This window comes from Streptomyces indicus (genome assembly GCF_900100315.1).
Taxonomy (GTDB): domain Bacteria; phylum Actinomycetota; class Actinomycetes; order Streptomycetales; family Streptomycetaceae; genus Streptomyces; species Streptomyces indicus.
The window spans coordinates 403422-421619 of sequence record NZ_FNFF01000004.1; the positions used below are offsets into that span (position 1 = coordinate 403422).

The window sequence follows — 18198 nt, forward strand, 5'->3', positions numbered from 1 at the left end:
CGGAGCGAGGGCGGCCGCGGGGGACTGCCAGTTGCGGCGGGCCAACGGCCTTGCCGTACAGATGAGTTGACAACGCCAAGGGGCGCGCCCGGAAGGACGCGCCCCTTGGGTGTGCCTGGACCGGACCTGGCCGGTGCTCAGTTGTGGCCGAACTTCTTCTGCCGCTTACCACCACCGCTTGCGAACTGCGCGGGGCTGGGGGCCTGCTCGGCTGCGGACTCGACCTGCTCGGCGCCGCGCTGAGACTGCTCCTGCTGCGCTCCTCGCTGCTGCTGGCCGCGCTGCTGCTGACGGTTCTTGTTCTTGGCCATGGTGATCTGCCTCCTGAGGGGGATCTAGGGGCCAGGGCCGCGACCAGATTCACATATGCCGACATGCCGCGCATTTCGAAGAATTACCGTGCGTGATAAGGGCTGTCGGGGCGTGTTCTTCCGGGGCCTTCGAGAGTGGTCTTCCGCGGCCTTCGAGAGTGATGGTCCGTTGATGTGCGGGTACGGGGCACGCAAGTTCCCGATGCGCCACGCCGAAGATCGAGTTCCGGCCGTTAACCTCCGCGCCTTCGGGCAGACTCGAAGACAACCCCGTTGCAAACCCGCCCCGCATTCCCGCCCTCCGCGGGAGCGCCTCGGGCCTCTTGGGAAGAGGGTGGAACGCGTGGACCGCTGCGTCGTCCTGGTGGACGCCGGCTACTTGCTCGGCGCCGCCGCGAGCCTGCTCGCCGGTGAACCCTCCCGGTCGCGGATCACCGTCGACCACGCCGCCCTCATCCAGGCCCTGCGAGAACGTGCGGAGGCGGAGACCCAGCAGCCGCTCCTGCGCATCTACTGGTTCGACGGCGCCCCCGACCGCGTACCGCAGCCCGAGCACCGCAGGCTGCGCGTGATGTCCCGCGTCACCGTCCGGCTCGGCGCCCTGACCCGCAGCGACGGGCGCTGGGCGCAGAAGGGCGTGGACGCGGCCATGCACGCCGAGCTGACCGAGCTCGCGCGCAACCGGGCCTGCTCGGACATCGTGCTCGTGACCGGCGACGGGGACCTGCTGCCCGGTCTCATGTCCGCCAAGGAGCACGGGGTCGCCGTCCACCTCTGGGCCGTGCAGGCCGCCGACGGCGACTACAACCAGTCCGAGGACCTGGTGGCCGAGGCCGACGAGCGCCGGGTGCTCGACCGCGCCTGGATCACCCAGGCCGTACGGGCCAGGGAGCTCGCGGGGATCTGCGCGCCGCAGCCCGCGCCCCGGCCGGAGATCGCCGCGATCCTCTCGGCGCCGCTGCCGGACTCGGCGCTCGCCGAGCACGCCACCGAGGCCCCGTCCCGCAACGGTGCCGCCGCCTCCGCCGAGCACGCCTCCGCGGAGCGGCACACCTCGGCCAAGGGCGTGCCCACGCCGAAGGACCTCGCGGCGCTGCGCGGCCCCGGCACGCAGCCGGCCCAGCACCCCTCGAACGCGACGCTGCGGTGGTCCTCCGACAAGGGCTGGATCGACCGTCCCGGCACCCCGCAGGAGCCCGCGGAGGTGGCCTCGCTGCCGACCCTCGCGCAGCTGACCACGGCCGAGCAGCGGTGGGCGGACCGCGAGGAGGACATCACGACCGTGGGCGGCGACCCGTTCGAGGTCGGGCAGGTCTTCGCGCGGCGGTGGCTGGCGCGGCTGCCGGACCCGGCCGGACGCCAGAAGCTGTCCGTCCTGTACCCGCGCATTCCGCACCGGATCGACGGGGAGCTGCTGCGCTACGCGGCCAGGTTCGGGCTGCTCGCCCACAAGGACGACCAGATCGACGAGCACGACCGGTACGCGATCCGGGCGGGCTTCTGGCGGGAGATCGACGTACGGACGGGGGCGGGGGAGCCGGTGTCCGCGGAGTGAGCCTCCGCGGAGTGAGCCTCCGCGGGGTGGGCCTCGGGGGAGTGGCCCCCGGGGGAGTGGGTCTGGGTGCGTGAGTCTCGGGGAGTGGGCCTGGGCGGGTGAGTCTCAGGGAGCCGGGCCTGGGCGCGGGAGCCTCGGGAACCCGATCTCCGTGAGCGGGCCTCATTCCCGGAGCGCCCCCGGCTCGCCGCGCCTCACGCCGACCCGCGCTTCATGGATCCTCGCCTCACGCCGAGCCTCGGCACATCTCGACCCGCGCTTCACCGAGCCGCGCCTCACGGGGCCGTTGCCTCACGCCGACCCGCTTCACCGGACCGCCCCTCACGCCGAGTCGTCCTTTACGGACCTGCGTCTCACGCCGGCGCGCGCCTCACCGACCCGCGCCTCATCTCGATCCGCGGCCCACCGACACCCGCCTCACGCCGACGCGCGCCTCACGCCGACCCGCGCCACACCCACCCGCACTTCGCCGACCGACGTCACACTCACCCCCGCCTCACCCCGCCCCGCAAGGACGAGATCGGCCGAAAGGTGGCCCGGGGGCAAAGGGTGCGGGTCGGGTCCCGTAGGCTGCTTCGTCGTGAGTGCGCGCCCCCGACCCGACACGGCAGACGGCAAGGATGCCGTGTGCGTGGTGCGGGATCTGGTCAAGACGTATCCCGCTACCCGCGGGCGGCGCGGTGTGCCCGCGACGCCCGAGGTCAGGGCCACGGACGGGATCTCCCTAGAGGTCCGGCGCGGTGAGATCTTCGGGCTGCTCGGCCCCAACGGAGCCGGCAAGTCCACCCTCGTACGGCAGCTGACGGGCCTGATGCGGCCCGACTCCGGCAGCGTCGAGATCCTCGGCCACGACATCGTGCGCCACCCCGAGCGGGCCGCGCGGATCCTCGCGTACCTCGGCCAGGAGTCCACCGCGCTCGACGAGCTGACGGTCGCGCTCGCCGCCGAGACCACGGCGCGGCTGCGCGGGCTCTCCCTGAAGGACGCCCGCGCCGAGCGGGACGCCGTGATCGACGAACTGGGCCTCGGGGCCCTCGCCTCGCGGCCGCTCAAGAAGCTCTCGGGCGGCCAGCGGCGGCTCGCCTGCTTCGCCACCGCGCTGGTCGGCGAGCGCTCGCTGCTCGTCCTCGACGAGCCCACCACCGGGATGGACCCCGTCGCCCGCCGCGCCGTCTGGGCCGCCGTGGACCGGCGCCGCGCCGAGCGGGGCACCACGGTGCTGCTCGTGACCCACAACGTGATCGAGGCCGAGACGGTCCTCGACCGGGTGGCCGTGCTGGAAGAAGGCCGCGTCATCGCCTGCGACACCCCCGGCGGGCTCAAGAGCGCCGTCGCGGGCGAGGTGCGCCTGGAACTCGTATGGCGGGAGAAGGCGCCGCTCGACGTGCCCGAGGTGTCCGCGCTGCGCGGATCCGCGCAGGAGACCGGGCGGCGCTGGACGCTGCGGCTCGGACCCGAGGAGGCGCGGGCCGCCGTGGCCGCCGTCACCGGGGGCGAGGCGTTCGCGGCACTGGACGACTTCACGCTGGCCACGCCGAGCCTCGAGGACGTCTACCTCGCACTCGGCGGCCGGACCGACGGAGCAAAGGGGCTGGTGAAGGCGTGAGCGTGGTGCCTGTCGAGGCGGTCGCCGGGACGAGGGCCGCCGAGGCCGCACCGGGCACGGCAGAGGCCGAGCTGGCCCCCCGTGCGCGGCTGCTGCCCTCGCTGGCCGCGGTCTACCGCGCGCAGCTCTCGCGGGCGCGGGTGGCCCGTATCCCGCTGCTGTTCGTGGCGACCTTCCAGTCCGTCGGGATCATGATCCTGATGCGCGGGGTGGTCGACGGCGGGGCCGAGGCGCGGGCCGTGGTCGCCGGCTCCTCCGTCCTGGTCGTCGCGTTCGTCGCGCTCAACCTGCTCGCGCAGTACTTCGGGCAGCTGCGGGCCAGCGGCGGGCTCGACCACTACGCCACACTGCCCGTGCCGCCCTCGGCCGTGGTGCTCGGGGCGGCGGCCGCGTACGCCTCCTTCACCGCGCCCGGCACGATCGTCACCGCCGTGGTCGGCAGCGTGCTCTTCGGCCTTCCGCTCACGCACCTGTGGGTGCTCATCGCAGTCATCCCGCTCGCGGGCGCCGCGCTCGCCGGACTCGGTGCCGCGCTCGGCCTGCTCGCGCCCCGGCCCGAACTGGCCACGCTGCTCGGCCAGTTGGGCATGTCCGCGGCGCTGCTGCTCGGTGTGCTGCCCGCGGACGGCATGCCCGCGCTGCTCCAGTACGCCCGCGACCTGCTGCCCTCCACGTACGGCGTGGAGGCCTTCGCCCGCACCTTCGAGCCCGGCCCCGACTGGGGCGCCGTCGCACTCGACCTGGGCGTCTGCGCCGCCGTCGGTGTGGTCTCGCTGGCCGCCGCGACCTGGGCGTACCGCAGGGCCGCGGTCCGCTGACCTCCCCGCAAGGGCCCGCCCCGACCCCCGATCGGCGGCCCACTCCTGGGCGGATCGGTGAGGCCTGGCACGATGGCAGGGTGACCGCACCGCTGACACCGCCGCAGAAGCCGCACCCGAACCAGCCGAGCGACCCCTGGCAGGCCCCGCCGCGGGTCCCCGCCGAGTCGTACGCGGCGGGCGGTCCCGGGATGGCGACGGAGCTGCGGGACGCGGCCCTGATCGTGGTGGGGTTCGCGGTGGCCGGTGTGGTGCTCGGGGTCCTGTGGGCCTGGCTCGCGCCGCATGTGCCGCTCGTCTCGGACGGCAAGGCCGTCTTCCTCGGGGACACCGAGGGGGAGCAGGCGATCGGTGCGGACGGAACGTTCATCCTGCTCGCGCTGGCCTGCGGCGCCGTGACCGGGGCCCTGGTCTTCCTGCTGAGGCGGCACGGCGGCATCCCGCTGGTGGTCGCGGTGGGTGTCGGCGGGCTGCTGGCCTCGGTGGTCGCCTGGCGGCTCGGTCTGGTCTTCGGGCCGGGCGACGACGTCGTGGCGCGCGCCAAGGAGGCCGGCGAGGGGGTCGCGTTCGACGCGCCCCTGGAGCTGAACGCCAAGGGGGCGCTGCTCGCCTGGCCGATCGCCGCGCTCGCGGTGCACCTGGCGCTCACGGCGCTGTTCGGGCCGCGCGACCCGGAGCCGCCGCTGCCCGGCGGCTGGGACGCCCCGCACCCGACGGACGGGTACGGGACGCCGCACGATCCCGGACAGGCGCCGTACCACCCCGACCCGGCTTCGCACGGCCCCGGCCAGGCGCCGTACAGCCCGGGCAAGTCGCCGCACGCTCCGGGCCAGCCGCCGCACGGCGCCGGCTGACCGGCCTGCCTAGGCGGGGCGCCTCCCGTGGTTCGCCTTGCCCTTCTTGATCCGCCACTTCCGCTTGCGCGTCTTCTTCGACATGTCCTCGGTACTTAACCGAGAACGGCCGGTACGCCTAGGGGGCTTGCACGCCCCGGCCCCACCCGAGGCGGACGTTCGAGGCTCAGCCCCGGCCGACCAGTGCGAGGTTCGAGGCTCAGCCCCGGCCGACCGGTGCGAGCACCGCGTCCGTGAGCTTCGCCAGGTCCGCCGGTGCCAGCTCGACCTCCAGGCCGCGGCGGCCCGCCGAGATGCAGATGGTGTCGTGCGCCGAGGCCGATTCGTCCAGGACCGTACGCAGCTTCTTGCGCTGGCCGAGCGGGGAGATCCCGCCGCGTACGTACCCCGTGGTGCGCTCGGCGGCGGCCGGGTCGGCCATCGCCGCGCGCTTGCCGCCCACCGCGGAGGCGAGGGCCTTGAGGTCGAGGGTGCCGGCGACGGGGACCACGGCCACGGTCAGCTCGCCGTCCACATCGGCGACGAGGGTCTTGAACACCCGCTCCGGCGAGACGCCCATGGCCTGCGCCGCCTCCTCGCCGTAGGACGGGTGCGAGGGGTCGTGCTCGTAGCTGTGCACCGTGAACGGGACGCCCGCCGCCGTCAGCGCCACCGTCGCCGGAGTGCCCCCGGCCTGCTGCTTCTTCGACTTCTTCGCCACTGCGTTGCTCCGCGCGTCAGTTGAGGCTGGTCGGTGCCCGGGTCAGCTCGACCGCGGGCAGCGAGGGCAGGTTACGGAGCAGGGCCGTCTCGGAGCGAAGGAGTTTCAGCTCCTCATGCAGCCGGCTCGCCGTGTCCGCCGCCTCCAGGAGACGCTGCTTCGCCGGGACGTCGAGCACCGCGGCGGCCGCCACCAGGTACGACACCACCGAAGGGTCGTCCGGCAGTTCGGCGCCGGTGGCGAGGCTGCGCTCGCGGGCCCCGGCAAGGCGCTTCTGGTACGCGCGGAACGCCCGCAGCACGCCCTCGGCGAGCGCGCCCGCCTCCTCGCCCTGCTCCTCGGGCAGCTCTTCGAGTTCCGCCGTCAGATACGCGCCGCTCGCGTCCACCGACAGCAGCCGCACCCGGGTGGTGCCCGTGGCCAGCACCTCGAAGCTGCCGTCGGCGCGCTCGCGCACCGTGGCCGCGTCGGCGATGCAGCCCACCGCGTGGAAGGCCTTCAGGGGGTCCTCGCCGAAGCCGGCGGCCGGGCCCTTCTCGACGGTGGCCGTCTGGTCCGGCAGTCCGGGCGCCGCCGGGGCCACCTCGTGTCCGTCGCGGATCGCCACGACCGCGAAGCGGCGCGCCTCCTCGGCCTCCTCGGGCGCGGCCTTGACCAGATCGCGCATCATGGCCCGATAGCGCGCCTCGAAGACGTTCAGGGGCAGCACGAGACCCGGGAACAGCACGGTGTTCAGCGGGAAGAGCGGAAGCCGGACGGTGGTCACGGCTCTTTACCTTAGGGCCTGTCTTCAGTCTCCCGTCTGTCGGGCGACGCCTGGCACGCACGCTCGCTGCGTTGTCGTCGGTCGCCGACTCCCCCAAGCTCTCGGCTTCGCTCGAGCAGGGGGGACCCCCATCGCGTCGACTCCCTCCTCCGCCTTGCGATCGCACGCTCCCCCAAGCTCTCGACTGCGCTCGAGCAGGGGGGACCCCCATGACGCCGCCCGACCGCCCCTTCGGGCGACGACGGGAGACTGAGGACAGGCCCTAGTGGCCGCCCGGAGTGCGCCGTGCCCGCAGTGGTGTGGCCGAGGCGACCTCCAGGCGGACGCCGTCGCGCAGCTCCAGGAACTGGCCGAGCGGGTCGTCCGAGATCCGGTCCCAGGGGAACGAGGTCGCCTGCGCTCCGATCAGACGCAGCTGCTCCAGGGCGTCCTGCCAGCGTTCGAGGCGGATCAGGACGTACGTGAGGACGTTGCGGACCTCCGCCGGATACGGGTCGCCCGCCTCGTACGCGGCCGAGAGCACGATCGCGCGGTCGGCGGCGGCGTCCAGACGTGCGCGCGGCACGCTGGAGCCGGGACCGGTCAGATACGCGAGGGCGGCGCGGGCCGGCAGGGCGTGGATCAGCGAACCGGGCAGGGCGTCCTCGGCGGCCCGCTCCGCGAAGTCGAAGCACTCGCGGTGCGAGCCGTACCAGGCGGCCGAGAGGTACTGGACCGCGGAGGTGTGGCAGCCGTAGTGGTGCGAGGCACGGCTCGTGGCCTCCTGCCACAGCGCGTCGAAGACGCCGCGCGAGGCATGGGTCCCGCGGGCGTGGTCGAGCGCGAGGCGCCAGGGGACCGGGTCGCGCGGGTGGCCCGCGGCGGAGGCGGCGCCGATCAACGGCGCGGCGTCGCGCAGCAGTTCCGCGTACGCGGGGGACTCCCAGGCGCGGGCCAGGGCCAGCTCGGCCTTCACGAGCAGGGCGTCCGGGTCCTGCGGACGGTCGGCGAGCCAGCGCTCGAACCAGTCGGGCCTGCTCCGGGCGAAGGCGGCGAGCCGCCGGGAGTACAGGTCGCGGCTCTCCCACGCGGCCTCTTCGCGGGTGGCCGCGAGCAGCTGTGCCGCGGACTCGTAGTCGTCCCGGCCGGCCGCGACGAGGGCGGGGGCCAGCCGGTCGTCGGGTGCGTCGAGCAGCATCTCGTCGTCGGCCGGGAGGCCGAGGGCGAGATGCCGGGTGTGCTTGAGCATCCGGGCGGTGCCGATGAGAGCGCGTAGCAGTGCCATGGTGCGGGGGAAGACCGGTGAGCTGGGCGGATGGTTGCCGCCCGGTCGGTAACGGTTCGGGTGCGCGGTGCCGCGGGGTGCGGCGGACCGCGGGGCCGTCAGCCGCGACGCAGCAGCCGCGAGGCCCCCGCCGCCACCGTCGTCGCCAGGACCCAGCCGAGCAGCACGAGGGACGCGGCCAGCCACTGCCACAGGCCCGAGACCCGCCAGTAGCCGTCCTGGCCGAGGTTGATCACCGGCAGGATCAGGTCGAGGGCGTAGAGGACCGAGTTGTACGCGGGGCCCTCGCCCGCCTTCATCGCCGCCGGGTCGTAGTACGAGAAGGCATAGCCGCCCAGCGCCCACAGGACCGCCATCCACAGCGCCGCACGGCCGGGCTTGTAGCCGTACGCGACCGTCCAGTCCTGTGCGTAGCCCCAGAGCTTGGCCGCGACCGGCAGGGTCTGGCGGCGGCGCCGCTGCTTGGCGAGGAGTACCGCGCGGGCCTCGGAGTCCTCGCCGGTGTCGCGGAGCACGGCGGCGAGGCGTTCGTACGGCTCCGGGTTGTACTCGGGCGTGGCCGCCTCCACCCACGCGAGGCGCGCGGGCAGCGCGAACTTGTCGACGGGGATCAGGTTCTCGTACGCGAAGCCGTTCATTTCCAGGTGCCCGGGGCCCGGCCAGCTCACCGCCCGGTCGCGCAGGCTGGTCACCTTCGCACCGGAGAGCACCACCTTGCCGCCCTCGGGCCGCTCGCCGAGGAAGCGCAGCTCGGCGGTCTGCACCCGGCGCAGCGACAGCTGGTGGTCCTCGCCCATGATGAGACGGGCCCGGTCGAAGTCGATGGCGTCGGTGAAGCGGCCGTCGTCGAGCCGGATGCCGCCGCGGCACTCGAAGCGCTGGATCCGCATCCCGCGCGCCGGGGTGGCGCCCGCCGTGAACACGGGGTCGGTGACGGCGGCCGGGGTCAGGTAGAGGGCGCGCTCGACGGTGAGCTGCGGGGCGTTGAGCGCGTACTTGCCCGCCTCGTTGAGCAGTCGGCTGCCGCGCAGGCTCAGGGAGACGCCGATCTTGGCGCCGCGCATCCGGAACTCCCCGTAGGACTCCATCAGTTCGGCCTGGAGGTCCTGGCCGACCGAGAGCCCGTCCGCGTTGACCGAGCGGTCGCGCCGGTCGCTGTGCACCACGGCCTGGCTGAGCAGCAGGTCGGTGCCGATCTGCGCGTCCGAGAGCCGGATGCCGCGGTGCACGTGGCAGCGCGGCAGATGCAGGTCGCCCTCGGTGTGCAGCCGGGCGGCCTCCAGGCGCGGTATCGAGCAGTTGGACAGGCGCAGGGTGGTGAAGCGGCTCTCGGGGAGCGAGATCTCCTTCTCGAAGCGGCAGTCCTTGAACTCCACGTACGGGGTGACGGTGCCGCCCGCGACGTCGAGGTAGTCCGTGATGAGGACGCCGGTGAGCTTGACGGAGGAGACCCTGCCGTCGCGTGCGGGCGGGCCCGCGAGCATCAGCATGCACACCACGCGGGCGCGCACGCTGCGGTCCTCGCCCCAGTGGTGCACGCCGTGCGGGTCGTCCACCGCGGGGTTGCCGGTCGACAGGTCGTAGCGCGAACCGTTCTGGAACGCCTGCCACATCCCGACCTCGGCGGGCGTCAGGTCGTCCGGCATCTCCACCGTCACCTCGGTACGTCCTCCCCGTGCCCGGGCCGGCCCCGCTCGGGCCGGCCGCGCCCGTACTCCTGCTGCTCGCACACGTGTGTCATGCGTACGGGTGTGATGCCCGGACGGTGACCGGCTGAACGCTAGTGGTGCGCGGGATTCTCGCGTTTCCGTGGGGATCGGTATCGGCCAAGGTGCGCGTGTGCGATTCTGCGGCGCACGAGGTCACGACCCTGGGGAGGGACGCATGGCGGGCGGGGACATGACGGGCGGGCGGGACATGGCGGGTGGGGGCATGGCGGGTGAGGGCCTGAGGGGCGAGGGCATGACGGGCGGGGCAGCGCAGGGATGGCCGGCCGGCGTCGAAGGACGGCCGTGGGTGATGGCCAATGAGCTGCTGGCGTTCGTGATCGAGCTCGCCGCCGTCGGGGCGCTGGCGTGGTGGGGGTTCGCGACCGGCGAGGGCCTCGCGCTCAGCGTGCTCCTGGGGCTCGGGACACCCGCGGCCGCGGTCACGCTGTGGGGACTGTACGCCGCGCCGAAGGCGAAGCGGCGGCCCGGGCTGCCCGGCGTACTCGCGGTGAAGGCGCTGGTCCTCGGCGGGGGAGCGGCGGCCCTGTACGGGCTCGGGCACCCGGTCGCGGCCCTGATCGCGGCGGCCGTGGTCGTGGCGAACACCGCGGTGGCCGAGACGACCCGCAGAGCCCCGGCCCGCACCGGCACCTGACGCGGGCAGGGCGCCCCCGGACCGGACCCGGCCGGCGCCCTCCCGTACCGGCCACCGGTGCACGCGTATCAGCCCGTGGATACGCGCGACGGCCGTCCGCGGCCGTCTGAGAGAATTGGCCACGTGATCTCTCGAATCGACCTGCGCGGCAGCGCCCTCCCCGAGGGCGCCGACCTGCGCGACCTGCTGCCCCGTGCCGACTTCGACGTCGCGGCCGCCCTGGACAAGGTGCGTCCGATCTGCGAGGACGTGCATCATCGCGGGGACGCGGCGCTGGTCGAGTACGCGGAGAAGTTCGACGGCGTGCAGCTGACGAGCGTACGGGTGCCGGCCGAGGCCCTGCAGAAGGCGCTCGCCGCGCTCGATCCGCAGGTCAGGGCCGCGCTCGAGGAGTCGATCAAGCGCGCCCGCACGGTGCACCGCGAGCAGCGCCGGTCCACGCACACCACACAGGTGGTGCCCGGCGGCAGCGTGACCGAGAAGTGGGTTCCGGTCGAGCGCGTCGGTCTGTACGCACCGGGCGGCCGCTCGGTGTACCCGTCGTCCGTGATCATGAACGTCGTCCCGGCCCAGGAGGCCGGAGTCGAGTCCATCGCGCTCGCCTCGCCCGCGCAGGCCGAGTTCGACGGCCTGCCGCACCCGACGATCCTGGCGGCCTGCGCGCTGCTCGGCGTCGACGAGGTGTACGCGGCCGGCGGCGCCACCGCCGTGGCGATGTTCGCGTACGGCACCGAGTCCTGCCCGCCCGCGAACATGGTGACCGGCCCGGGCAACATCTGGGTCGCGGCCGCCAAGCGCTACTTCACCGGCAAGATCGGCATCGACGCGGAGGCCGGCCCGACGGAGATCGCCGTCCTCGCCGACGACACCGCCGACCCGGTGCACGTGGCCTCCGACCTGATCAGCCAGGCCGAGCACGACCCGCTGGCCGCGGCCGTCCTCGTCACGGACAGCGAGGCGCTCGCCGACGCGGTGGAGCGCGAGCTGGAGCCGCAGGTCGCCGCGAGCAAGCACATCGAGGACCGGATCGTGCCCGCCCTCAAGGGCGAGCAGTCCGCGATCGTCCTCGTGGACACCCTGGAGGACGGCCTCAAGGTCGTCGATGCGTACGGGGCCGAGCACCTGGAGATCCAGACCGCGGACGCCGTCGCCGTGGCGGACCGCGTCAAGAACGCCGGCGCGATCTTCGTCGGCCCCTGGGCCCCGGTCTCGCTCGGCGACTACGCGGCCGGATCGAACCACGTCCTGCCCACCGGCGGCTGCGCCTGCCACTCCTCGGGCCTGAGCGTGCAGTCCTTCCTGCGCGGCATCCACATCGTGGACTACACGCAGGACGCCCTCGCCGACGTCGCCCACCACGTGGTGACGCTGGCGGAGGCGGAGGATCTGCCGGCGCACGGTGCCGCCATCAAGGCACGGTTCGGGTGGAAGGTTCCCAGCAAGTGACCGGTATCGACGACCTCCCCATCCGCGAGGAGCTGAAGGGCAAGTCCCCTTACGGCGCGCCCCAGTTGGACGTCCCCGTCCGCCTGAACACCAACGAGAACCCGTACCCGCTGCCCGAGCCCCTCGTGCAGCGCATCGCCGAACGCGTCACCGAGGCGGCCCGGAACCTCAACCGCTACCCGGACCGCGACGCCGTGGAGCTCCGCACCGAGCTCGCCCGCTATCTGACGCGGACGGCCGGGCACGAGGTCCGGGTCGAGAACGTGTGGGCGGCCAACGGGTCCAACGAGGTCATCCAGCAGCTGCTCCAGACCTTCGGCGGCCCCGGCCGCACGGCCATCGGCTTCGAGCCCTCGTACTCGATGCACGGGCTCATCTCGCGCGGTACGGGCACCGGTTGGATCTCCGGGCCGCGCAACGACGACTTCACCATCGACGTCGAGGCGGCGACGAAGGCGATCGCGGAGCACGCGCCGGACGTCACCTTCATCACTTCGCCCAACAACCCGACGGGCACGGCCGTCGAGGCCGAGACGGTGCTCGCGCTGTACGAGGCCGCGCAGGCCGCCAAGCCTTCCCTCGTGGTGGTCGACGAGGCGTACATCGAGTTCAGCCACGGCGCCTCGCTGCTGCCGCTCATCGAGGGCCGGCCGAACCTCGTTGTCTCGCGCACCATGTCCAAGGCCTTCGGCGCGGCCGGTCTGCGCCTCGGCTATCTCGCCGCGCACCCCGCCGTGGTGGACGCGGTGCAGCTGGTCCGGCTTCCGTACCACCTGTCGGCCATCACGCAGGCCACCGCGCTCGCGGCCCTGGAGCACACCGACACCCTGCTCGCGTACGTGGAGCAGCTGAAGCAGGAGCGCGACCGGCTCGTCGACGGGCTGCGCGCGCTCGGCTACGACGTCACGCCGTCCGACGCCAACTTCGTTCAGTTCGGACGGTTCGAAGATGCCCACGCCGTCTGGCAGCAGATCCTCGACCGGGGCGTCCTGGTCCGGGACAACGGCGTACCGGGCTGGCTGCGGGTGACCGCGGGCACGCCCGAGGAGAACGACGCGTTCCTCGACGCGGTAAAGGACCTCAAGAAGGAGCAGGAGCACAGCGCATGAGCCGCATCGGACGCGTGGAGCGGACCACCAAGGAGACCGCGGTCGTCGTCGAGATCGACCTCGACGGCAGCGGAAAGGTCGATGTGTCGACCGGGGTCGGCTTCTACGACCACATGCTCGACCAGCTCGGCCGGCACGGCCTGTTCGACCTCACGGTGAAGACCGAGGGCGACCTCCACATCGACTCGCACCACACCATCGAGGACACCGCGCTCGCCCTCGGCGCCGCCTTCAAGCAGGCGCTCGGCGACAAGGTCGGCATCTACCGCTTCGGCAACTGCACCGTCCCCCTTGACGAGTCGCTGGCCCAGGTGACCGTGGACCTGTCGGGCCGCCCGTACCTCGTGCACACCGAGCCCGAGAACATGGCGCCGATGATCGGCTCGTACGACACGACGATGACCCGGCACATCCTGGAGTCCTTCGTCGCGCAGGCCCAGATCGCGCTGCACGTGCACGTCCCGTACGGGCGCAACGCGCACCACATCGTCGAGTGCCAGTTCAAGGCGCTGGCCCGCGCGCTGCGTTACGCCTCCGAGCGCGACCCGCGCGCGGCCGGCATCCTCCCGTCGACCAAGGGCGCACTGTGACCGGCCTCTCCACCATCCTGATCTTCGTCGGCCTGTTCCTCGCCGGCGGTGCCTATTCCTTCAGCAAGCAGCAGATGCCCAAGGGCGTCATCGTGCTGCTCGCCATCGCCTCCGCGATGTGCCTGGTCGCGGGAGTCCTGCGGATTCAGGGGATCTGGGAATGACAGCAACCAAGAAGGTCGTGGTCTTCGACTACGGCTTCGGCAACGTCCGGTCCGCCGAGCGCGCCCTCGCCCGCGTGGGTGCCGACGTCGAGATCACCCGCGACTTCGACAAGGCGATGAACGCCGACGGGCTCCTCGTCCCCGGCGTCGGCGCCTTCGAGGCCTGCATGAACGGGCTCAAGCAGGCCCGCGGCGACTGGATCGTGGGCCGCCGCCTGTCCGGCGGCCGCCCGGTGATGGGCATCTGCGTCGGCATGCAGATCCTCTTCGCGCGCGGCATCGAGCACGGCGTGGAGACCGAGGGCCTCGACGAGTGGCCCGGCACGGTCGGCCCGTTGCAGGCCGACATCGTTCCGCACATGGGCTGGAACACGGTGGAGGCCCCGGCCGGTTCCCAGCTGTTCTCGGGCCTGGACGCGGACGCCCGCTACTACTTCGTGCACTCGTACGCGGTCCACGACTGGACCCTCGAGTCGAACAACCCCACGATCACCGCCCCGCTCGTCACCTGGTCCACGCACGGCAAGCCCTTCGTGGCCGCCGTGGAGAACGGTGCGTTGTGGGCCACCCAGTTCCACCCCGAGAAGTCCGGCGACGCCGGTGCGCAGCTCCTGACCAACTGGATCGGAACCCTGTAATGGCTTCGAAGCTCGAACTCCTCCCCGCCGTCGACGTTCGCGACGGCCAGGCCGTCCGTCTCGTCCACGGCGAGTCCGGTACGGAGACCTCGTACGGCTCCCCGCTCGAAGCCGCCCTCGCGTGGCAGAACGCGGGCGCCGAGTGGCTGCATCTGGTGGACCTGGACGCCGCGTTCGGCACCGGCGACAACCGCGCCCTGATCGCCGAGGTCACCGGCGCGATGGACATCAAGGTCGAGCTCTCCGGCGGCATCCGCGACGACGCCTCCCTGGAGGCCGCGCTCGCCACCGGCTGCACCCGCGTCAACCTGGGCACGGCCGCCCTGGAGACCCCCGAGTGGGTGGCCAAGGTCATCGCCTCGCACGGAGACAAGATCGCGGTCGGCCTCGACGTGCGCGGCACGACGCTGCGCGGCCGCGGCTGGACCCGCGACGGCGGCGACCTGTACGAGACCCTGGAGCGCCTCAACTCCGAGGGCTGCGCCCGCTATGTCGTCACCGACATCGCGAAGGACGGCACGCTCCAGGGCCCGAACCTGGAGCTCCTGAAGAACGTCTGCGCGGCCACGGACCGCCCGGTCGTCGCCTCGGGCGGTGTCTCGTCGCTGGACGACCTGCGCGCGATCGCCTCCCTCGTCCCGCTCGGCGTCGAGGGCTCGATCGTCGGAAAGGCGCTCTACGCCAAGCAGTTCACGCTGGAAGAGGCCCTGGAGGCTGTGTCCGTATGACATCCGACGGTGTGCGGCGCGTGCAGTCCGGGTCCCCCTGGGAGGAGACCTTCGGGTTCGCGCGCGCCGTGGCCGCGGGCGACCGCGTGGTGGTCGGCGGCACGACCTCGTTCCGCGGCGATGTCCTGCACGGCGAGGGCGACCCGTACGAGCAGGCCCGGGTCGCCATCGCCAACGCACTCGAAGCGCTCGGCGAGTTCGGCCTGGACGCCTCGCACGTCATCCGCACCCGCATGCTCCTGATCCACGCACGCGACGCCGAGGACGTGGGCCGCGCCCACAAGGAGTTCTTCGACTCCGTACGCCCCGCCACGACGCTCGCCGTCGTCGCCGGGTTCGTCGACCCGCGCATCCTGGTCGAAATCGAGCTGGAAGCCTTCCGAGGAGAAACAAGCGCATGACTCTCGCCGTCCGTGTGATCCCCTGCCTGGACGTCGACAACGGCCGGGTCGTCAAGGGAGTCAACTTCCAGAACCTGCGCGACGCGGGCGACCCCGTCGAGATGGCCAAGGTGTACGACGCCGAAGGCGCCGACGAGCTGACCTTCCTCGACATCACCGCCTCGTCCGGCAACCGCGAGACCACGTACGACGTCGTCCGCCGCACCGCCGAGCAGGTCTTCATCCCGCTCACGGTGGGCGGCGGCGTGCGCACGGCCGAGGACGTGGACAAGCTCCTGCGCGCGGGCGCGGACAAGGTGGGCGTGAACACGGCCGCTATCGCGCGCCCCGACCTGATCCGCGAGATCGCCGAGCGCTTCGGCCGCCAGGTGCTCGTGCTCTCGGTCGACGCCCGCCGCACGGAGTCGGGCTCCTTCGAGGTCACGACCCACGGCGGACGCAAGTCGGCCGGCATCGACGCGGTCGAATGGGCCCACCGGGCCGCCGAGTTGGGCGCGGGCGAGATCCTGCTCAACTCGATGGACGCGGACGGCACCAAGGACGGCTACGACATCGAGATGATCGAGGCCGTACGCAAGCACGTCACCGTCCCCGTGATCGCCTCGGGCGGCGCGGGCAGGCTGGAACACTTCGCCCCGGCGGTGGCGGCGGGCGCCGACGCCGTACTCGCCGCGTCCGTCTTCCACTTCGGCGATCTGCGGATCGGCGATGTGAAGGGGGCGCTGCGGGGGGCTGGGCATCCGGTGCGCTGAGCACGGGGGTGCGCTGAGCGCCTACGCCGCCTTGGGCACGCCCGCGGTCGGTTCGCCGCCCGCGCGGCCCGACGAGACCCCACGGGGAAGAGTGCGCAGGATCAGTTGCGCAATTTTCGTTGCGCAACTTTTCTTTCGTACCTACGCTCGGTGTCATGACGGAGACCAGGCGCATCACCGACGTCGCCACGCTCAAGGCGATGGGGCACCCGCTGCGGGTGCGGCTCTACGGGGACCTGTACATGCGCGGCACGGCCACCGCCTCCCAGTTGGCCGAGGGGCTGGACGACGGTACGGCGGTCAGTCTCGTCAGCTATCACCTGCGCAAGCTGGCCGAGCACGGGCTGATCGAGGAGGCGCCGCGCGAGGACGGGGGAGACGGGCGCGAGCGCTGGTGGCGGCCCGCGCAGGAGTCGCTGCGCATCGACAGCGCCGACTTCCGTGACAGTCCGGAGGGTGCGGCCGCCCACACCGCGTTGGCGCGCGTGATCTACGAGCAGCGGCGCGAGCACTATCTGCGCTTCCTGGAGCAGCGCTCGGGCTGGAGCGAGGAGTGGCAGGACGCCTCCGACGCCTCGGACTTCCTTGTCCGGGCCACGGCCGCCGAGTTGAAGGAGCTCACGGCCGAACTGCACGCGGTCGTCAAGCGCTACCAGGACAAGGGCCGGGCGGCCGAAGCGGCCGGCGACGGCGAGGGGCGCGAGACGGCCGCGATCCACCTCTACGGCTTCCCCTTCCGCCCGTGAGCGCCATACCCGCGGGTGCCGAGCGCCCCGCCCACCGCGACCCCAACGTCCTGCGCTGGCTCGGGGCCTACGGGTCCTCGATGATCGGCGACTCCGTCTACTTCATCGCCCTCTCCTGGGCCGCCGCCCGCTCCGGCAGCGCGGCCCAGGCCGGGCTCGTCATGGCGGTCAGCGCCGTCCCCCGCGCCCTCCTGATGCTGTACGGAGGCGTGATCGCCGACCGGCTCGGGCCGCGGCGTGTGGTGATCGGCTCGGACGCCGTGCGCTTCGCGGTGATCCTCGTCGCGGCTGGGCTCCTGGTCGCCGTGCAGCCCGGTATCTGGTTCCTGGCGCTGATCGCGCTGGTCTTCGGCGCGGTGGACGCGGTGTTCATGCCCGCGGTGGGTGCGCTGCCCCCGCGGATCACCGGACCCTCCCAACTCGCCCGCGTCCAGGGCCTGCGGGGCCTGGCCGGCCGGATCGCGCTCGTGACGGGCGGGCCGCTCGGCGGGTTCGCGGTGGCGCTCGGCGGGTCGGCGGCCGCGTTCGCCGTGGCGGCCGGGCTGTTCGGCGTATCGCTGGTGCTGCTTCTGGCCGTACGCGTAAGGAAGTTGACCTCGCGGGACGAGACCGGCACCGAAGGGGCGGCGCCTGAGAAGGGCCAGCTGCGGGCCGGGCTGCGGTACATCCGCCGGCACCGCGTGCTGCTGCCGCTGATCGTCGCGATGGGTGTCACGGAGCTCGGGTTCTCCGGGCCCGCCAACATCGGCATCGTGCTGCTCGCGGACGAGCGGGGGTGGGGTGCGTCGGGCATGGGCCTGGCCATCTCGGCGTTCGGTGTCGGCGCGGGCGCCGCCTCGCTGCTGCTCGCCGTGCGCGGCAGGCTGCCGCGGGCCGGGCTGCTGCGCTCGGTGTGCGAGGTCTTCGGCGCCGTGGCGCTCGCCGCGATCGCCTTCGCGCCCTCGCCTGCGGTCGGCGCGGTCGCCTGCCTCTTCGTCGGACTGCTCGGCGGTATGGGCGGCGCGCTCAGCGGCGCCCTGCTGCAGACCCAGTCCGATCCCGCGTACATCGGGCGGGTGACCTCGGTGTACATGCTGATCGCCGTGGGCCTCGCGCCCCTGTGCTACCCGGTGGTCGGGGCCGCGATCGGAGTCTGGGGCACCCGCCCCGTGTTCGTGGCCTGCGCCTCCCTGATCCTGGTCGGCTCGGCGACCGGCCTGGCGTCGAAGCCGCTGAGGAAGGCGGAACTGCCGGGCGGGCAGGGGGCGTTCGTGGAGAGCGCCTCGCGCACCACTGCGGCTGCGGCGAACTCCTCGGGCGGCGTGCCGGCCGTGGCCAACCCGGGCGTGGCCGCGCCCTCGACGAGCGAGGGGTGCTGAGCCTGTGGACCGTGCAGGCCGTTGCGTG

21 protein-coding genes are annotated in these 18198 nt (G+C 72.9%); 15 read left to right on the forward strand and 6 right to left on the reverse strand.

Features of this window, described 5'->3' with window-relative positions:
* Positions 1–137: 137 nt before the first annotated feature.
* Complete coding sequence (locus BLT97_RS37850) at positions 138–311, reverse strand: hypothetical protein (RefSeq protein WP_176953756.1); 174 nt, start codon at positions 309–311, stop codon at positions 138–140.
* 343 nt (positions 312–654) lie between these two features.
* On the opposite strand from BLT97_RS37850, the gene BLT97_RS13820 reads away from it, so the two are divergent.
* The 4 genes from BLT97_RS13820 to BLT97_RS13835 all read left to right on the forward strand — a co-directional run bounded on the left by BLT97_RS13820 (position 655) and on the right by BLT97_RS13835 (position 5144).
* Positions 655–1866: an NYN domain-containing protein gene (locus BLT97_RS13820; protein WP_093610002.1), complete on the forward strand. Its 1212-nt coding sequence runs from the start codon at positions 655–657 to the stop codon at positions 1864–1866.
* A gap of 625 nt (positions 1867–2491) precedes the next feature.
* Positions 2492–3472: an ABC transporter ATP-binding protein gene (locus BLT97_RS13825; protein ID WP_093609681.1), complete on the forward strand. Its 981-nt coding sequence runs from the start codon at positions 2492–2494 to the stop codon at positions 3470–3472.
* On the forward strand, positions 3469–4290 hold the full coding sequence (locus tag BLT97_RS13830; RefSeq protein ID WP_093609683.1) for an ABC transporter permease: 822 nt from the start codon (positions 3469–3471) through the stop codon (positions 4288–4290). Before BLT97_RS13825 ends, BLT97_RS13830 begins: the two co-directional genes overlap by 4 nt.
* An 80-nt stretch (positions 4291–4370) precedes the next feature.
* Complete coding sequence (locus tag BLT97_RS13835) at positions 4371–5144, forward strand: DUF2567 domain-containing protein (protein WP_245769311.1); 774 nt, start codon at positions 4371–4373, stop codon at positions 5142–5144.
* Between the two features lie 9 nt (positions 5145–5153).
* On the opposite strand, the gene BLT97_RS39165 is transcribed toward BLT97_RS13835, so the two are convergent.
* From BLT97_RS39165 to BLT97_RS13855, 5 genes are all read right to left on the reverse strand, one after another.
* Positions 5154–5228 carry a hypothetical protein gene (locus tag BLT97_RS39165; RefSeq protein WP_465270599.1) on the reverse strand — a complete coding sequence of 25 codons (75 nt, stop codon included), beginning with the start codon at positions 5226–5228 and terminating at the stop codon, positions 5154–5156.
* A 115-nt stretch (positions 5229–5343) separates the two neighbouring features.
* Entirely contained in the window at positions 5344–5844 is a 501-nt protein-coding gene (gene ybaK / locus BLT97_RS13840; protein WP_093609685.1) for a Cys-tRNA(Pro) deacylase, read from the reverse strand.
* A gap of 16 nt (positions 5845–5860) precedes the next feature.
* Positions 5861–6610, reverse strand: coding sequence for an LON peptidase substrate-binding domain-containing protein (locus BLT97_RS13845; RefSeq protein WP_093609687.1), 750 nt, complete (start codon positions 6608–6610; stop codon positions 5861–5863).
* A gap of 262 nt (positions 6611–6872) precedes the next feature.
* Positions 6873–7874, reverse strand: coding sequence for a hypothetical protein (locus BLT97_RS13850; RefSeq protein ID WP_093609689.1), 1002 nt, complete (start codon positions 7872–7874; stop codon positions 6873–6875).
* A 98-nt stretch (positions 7875–7972) separates the two neighbouring features.
* Positions 7973–9520, reverse strand: a complete 1548-nt coding sequence (locus BLT97_RS13855; protein ID WP_093610004.1) for an oxidoreductase — start codon at positions 9518–9520, stop codon at positions 7973–7975.
* Positions 9521–9893: 373 nt separating this feature from the next.
* Here BLT97_RS13855 and BLT97_RS13860 point away from each other — a divergent pair, with 373 nt between their 5' ends.
* From BLT97_RS13860 to BLT97_RS13905, 11 genes are all read left to right on the forward strand, one after another.
* Entirely contained in the window at positions 9894–10238 is a 345-nt protein-coding gene (locus tag BLT97_RS13860; RefSeq protein WP_245769312.1) for a YrdB family protein, read from the forward strand.
* A gap of 123 nt (positions 10239–10361) precedes the next feature.
* Positions 10362–11684, forward strand: a complete 1323-nt coding sequence (hisD, locus tag BLT97_RS13865; protein WP_093609691.1) for a histidinol dehydrogenase — start codon at positions 10362–10364, stop codon at positions 11682–11684.
* Positions 11681–12793: a histidinol-phosphate transaminase gene (locus BLT97_RS13870; protein ID WP_093609693.1), complete on the forward strand. Its 1113-nt coding sequence runs from the start codon at positions 11681–11683 to the stop codon at positions 12791–12793. Before hisD ends, BLT97_RS13870 begins: the two co-directional genes overlap by 4 nt.
* Positions 12790–13383, forward strand: coding sequence for an imidazoleglycerol-phosphate dehydratase HisB (hisB, locus tag BLT97_RS13875; RefSeq protein WP_093609695.1), 594 nt, complete (start codon positions 12790–12792; stop codon positions 13381–13383). The genes BLT97_RS13870 and hisB overlap by 4 nt, the downstream gene beginning before the upstream one ends.
* Positions 13380–13547 carry a hypothetical protein gene (locus BLT97_RS37855; RefSeq protein ID WP_176953757.1) on the forward strand — a complete coding sequence of 56 codons (168 nt, stop codon included), beginning with the start codon at positions 13380–13382 and terminating at the stop codon, positions 13545–13547. Before hisB ends, BLT97_RS37855 begins: the two co-directional genes overlap by 4 nt.
* Complete coding sequence (hisH, locus tag BLT97_RS13880; protein WP_093609697.1) at positions 13544–14185, forward strand: imidazole glycerol phosphate synthase subunit HisH; 642 nt, start codon at positions 13544–13546, stop codon at positions 14183–14185. Before BLT97_RS37855 ends, hisH begins: the two co-directional genes overlap by 4 nt.
* Positions 14185–14913 (forward strand): bifunctional 1-(5-phosphoribosyl)-5-((5-phosphoribosylamino)methylideneamino)imidazole-4-carboxamide isomerase/phosphoribosylanthranilate isomerase PriA, encoded by a 729-nt coding sequence (priA, locus tag BLT97_RS13885; protein ID WP_093609699.1) that lies wholly within the window; start codon positions 14185–14187, stop codon positions 14911–14913. The genes hisH and priA overlap by 1 nt, the downstream gene beginning before the upstream one ends.
* On the forward strand, positions 14910–15314 hold the full coding sequence (locus BLT97_RS13890; RefSeq protein WP_093609701.1) for a RidA family protein: 405 nt from the start codon (positions 14910–14912) through the stop codon (positions 15312–15314). Before priA ends, BLT97_RS13890 begins: the two co-directional genes overlap by 4 nt.
* Positions 15311–16066, forward strand: coding sequence for an imidazole glycerol phosphate synthase subunit HisF (hisF, locus tag BLT97_RS13895; protein WP_093609703.1), 756 nt, complete (start codon positions 15311–15313; stop codon positions 16064–16066). Before BLT97_RS13890 ends, hisF begins: the two co-directional genes overlap by 4 nt.
* Positions 16067–16221: 155 nt before the next feature.
* Positions 16222–16812: an ArsR/SmtB family transcription factor gene (locus tag BLT97_RS13900; protein ID WP_093609705.1), complete on the forward strand. Its 591-nt coding sequence runs from the start codon at positions 16222–16224 to the stop codon at positions 16810–16812.
* Positions 16809–18170, forward strand: coding sequence for an MFS transporter (locus tag BLT97_RS13905; protein WP_245769313.1), 1362 nt, complete (start codon positions 16809–16811; stop codon positions 18168–18170). Before BLT97_RS13900 ends, BLT97_RS13905 begins: the two co-directional genes overlap by 4 nt.
* Positions 18171–18198 lie beyond the last annotated feature (28 nt).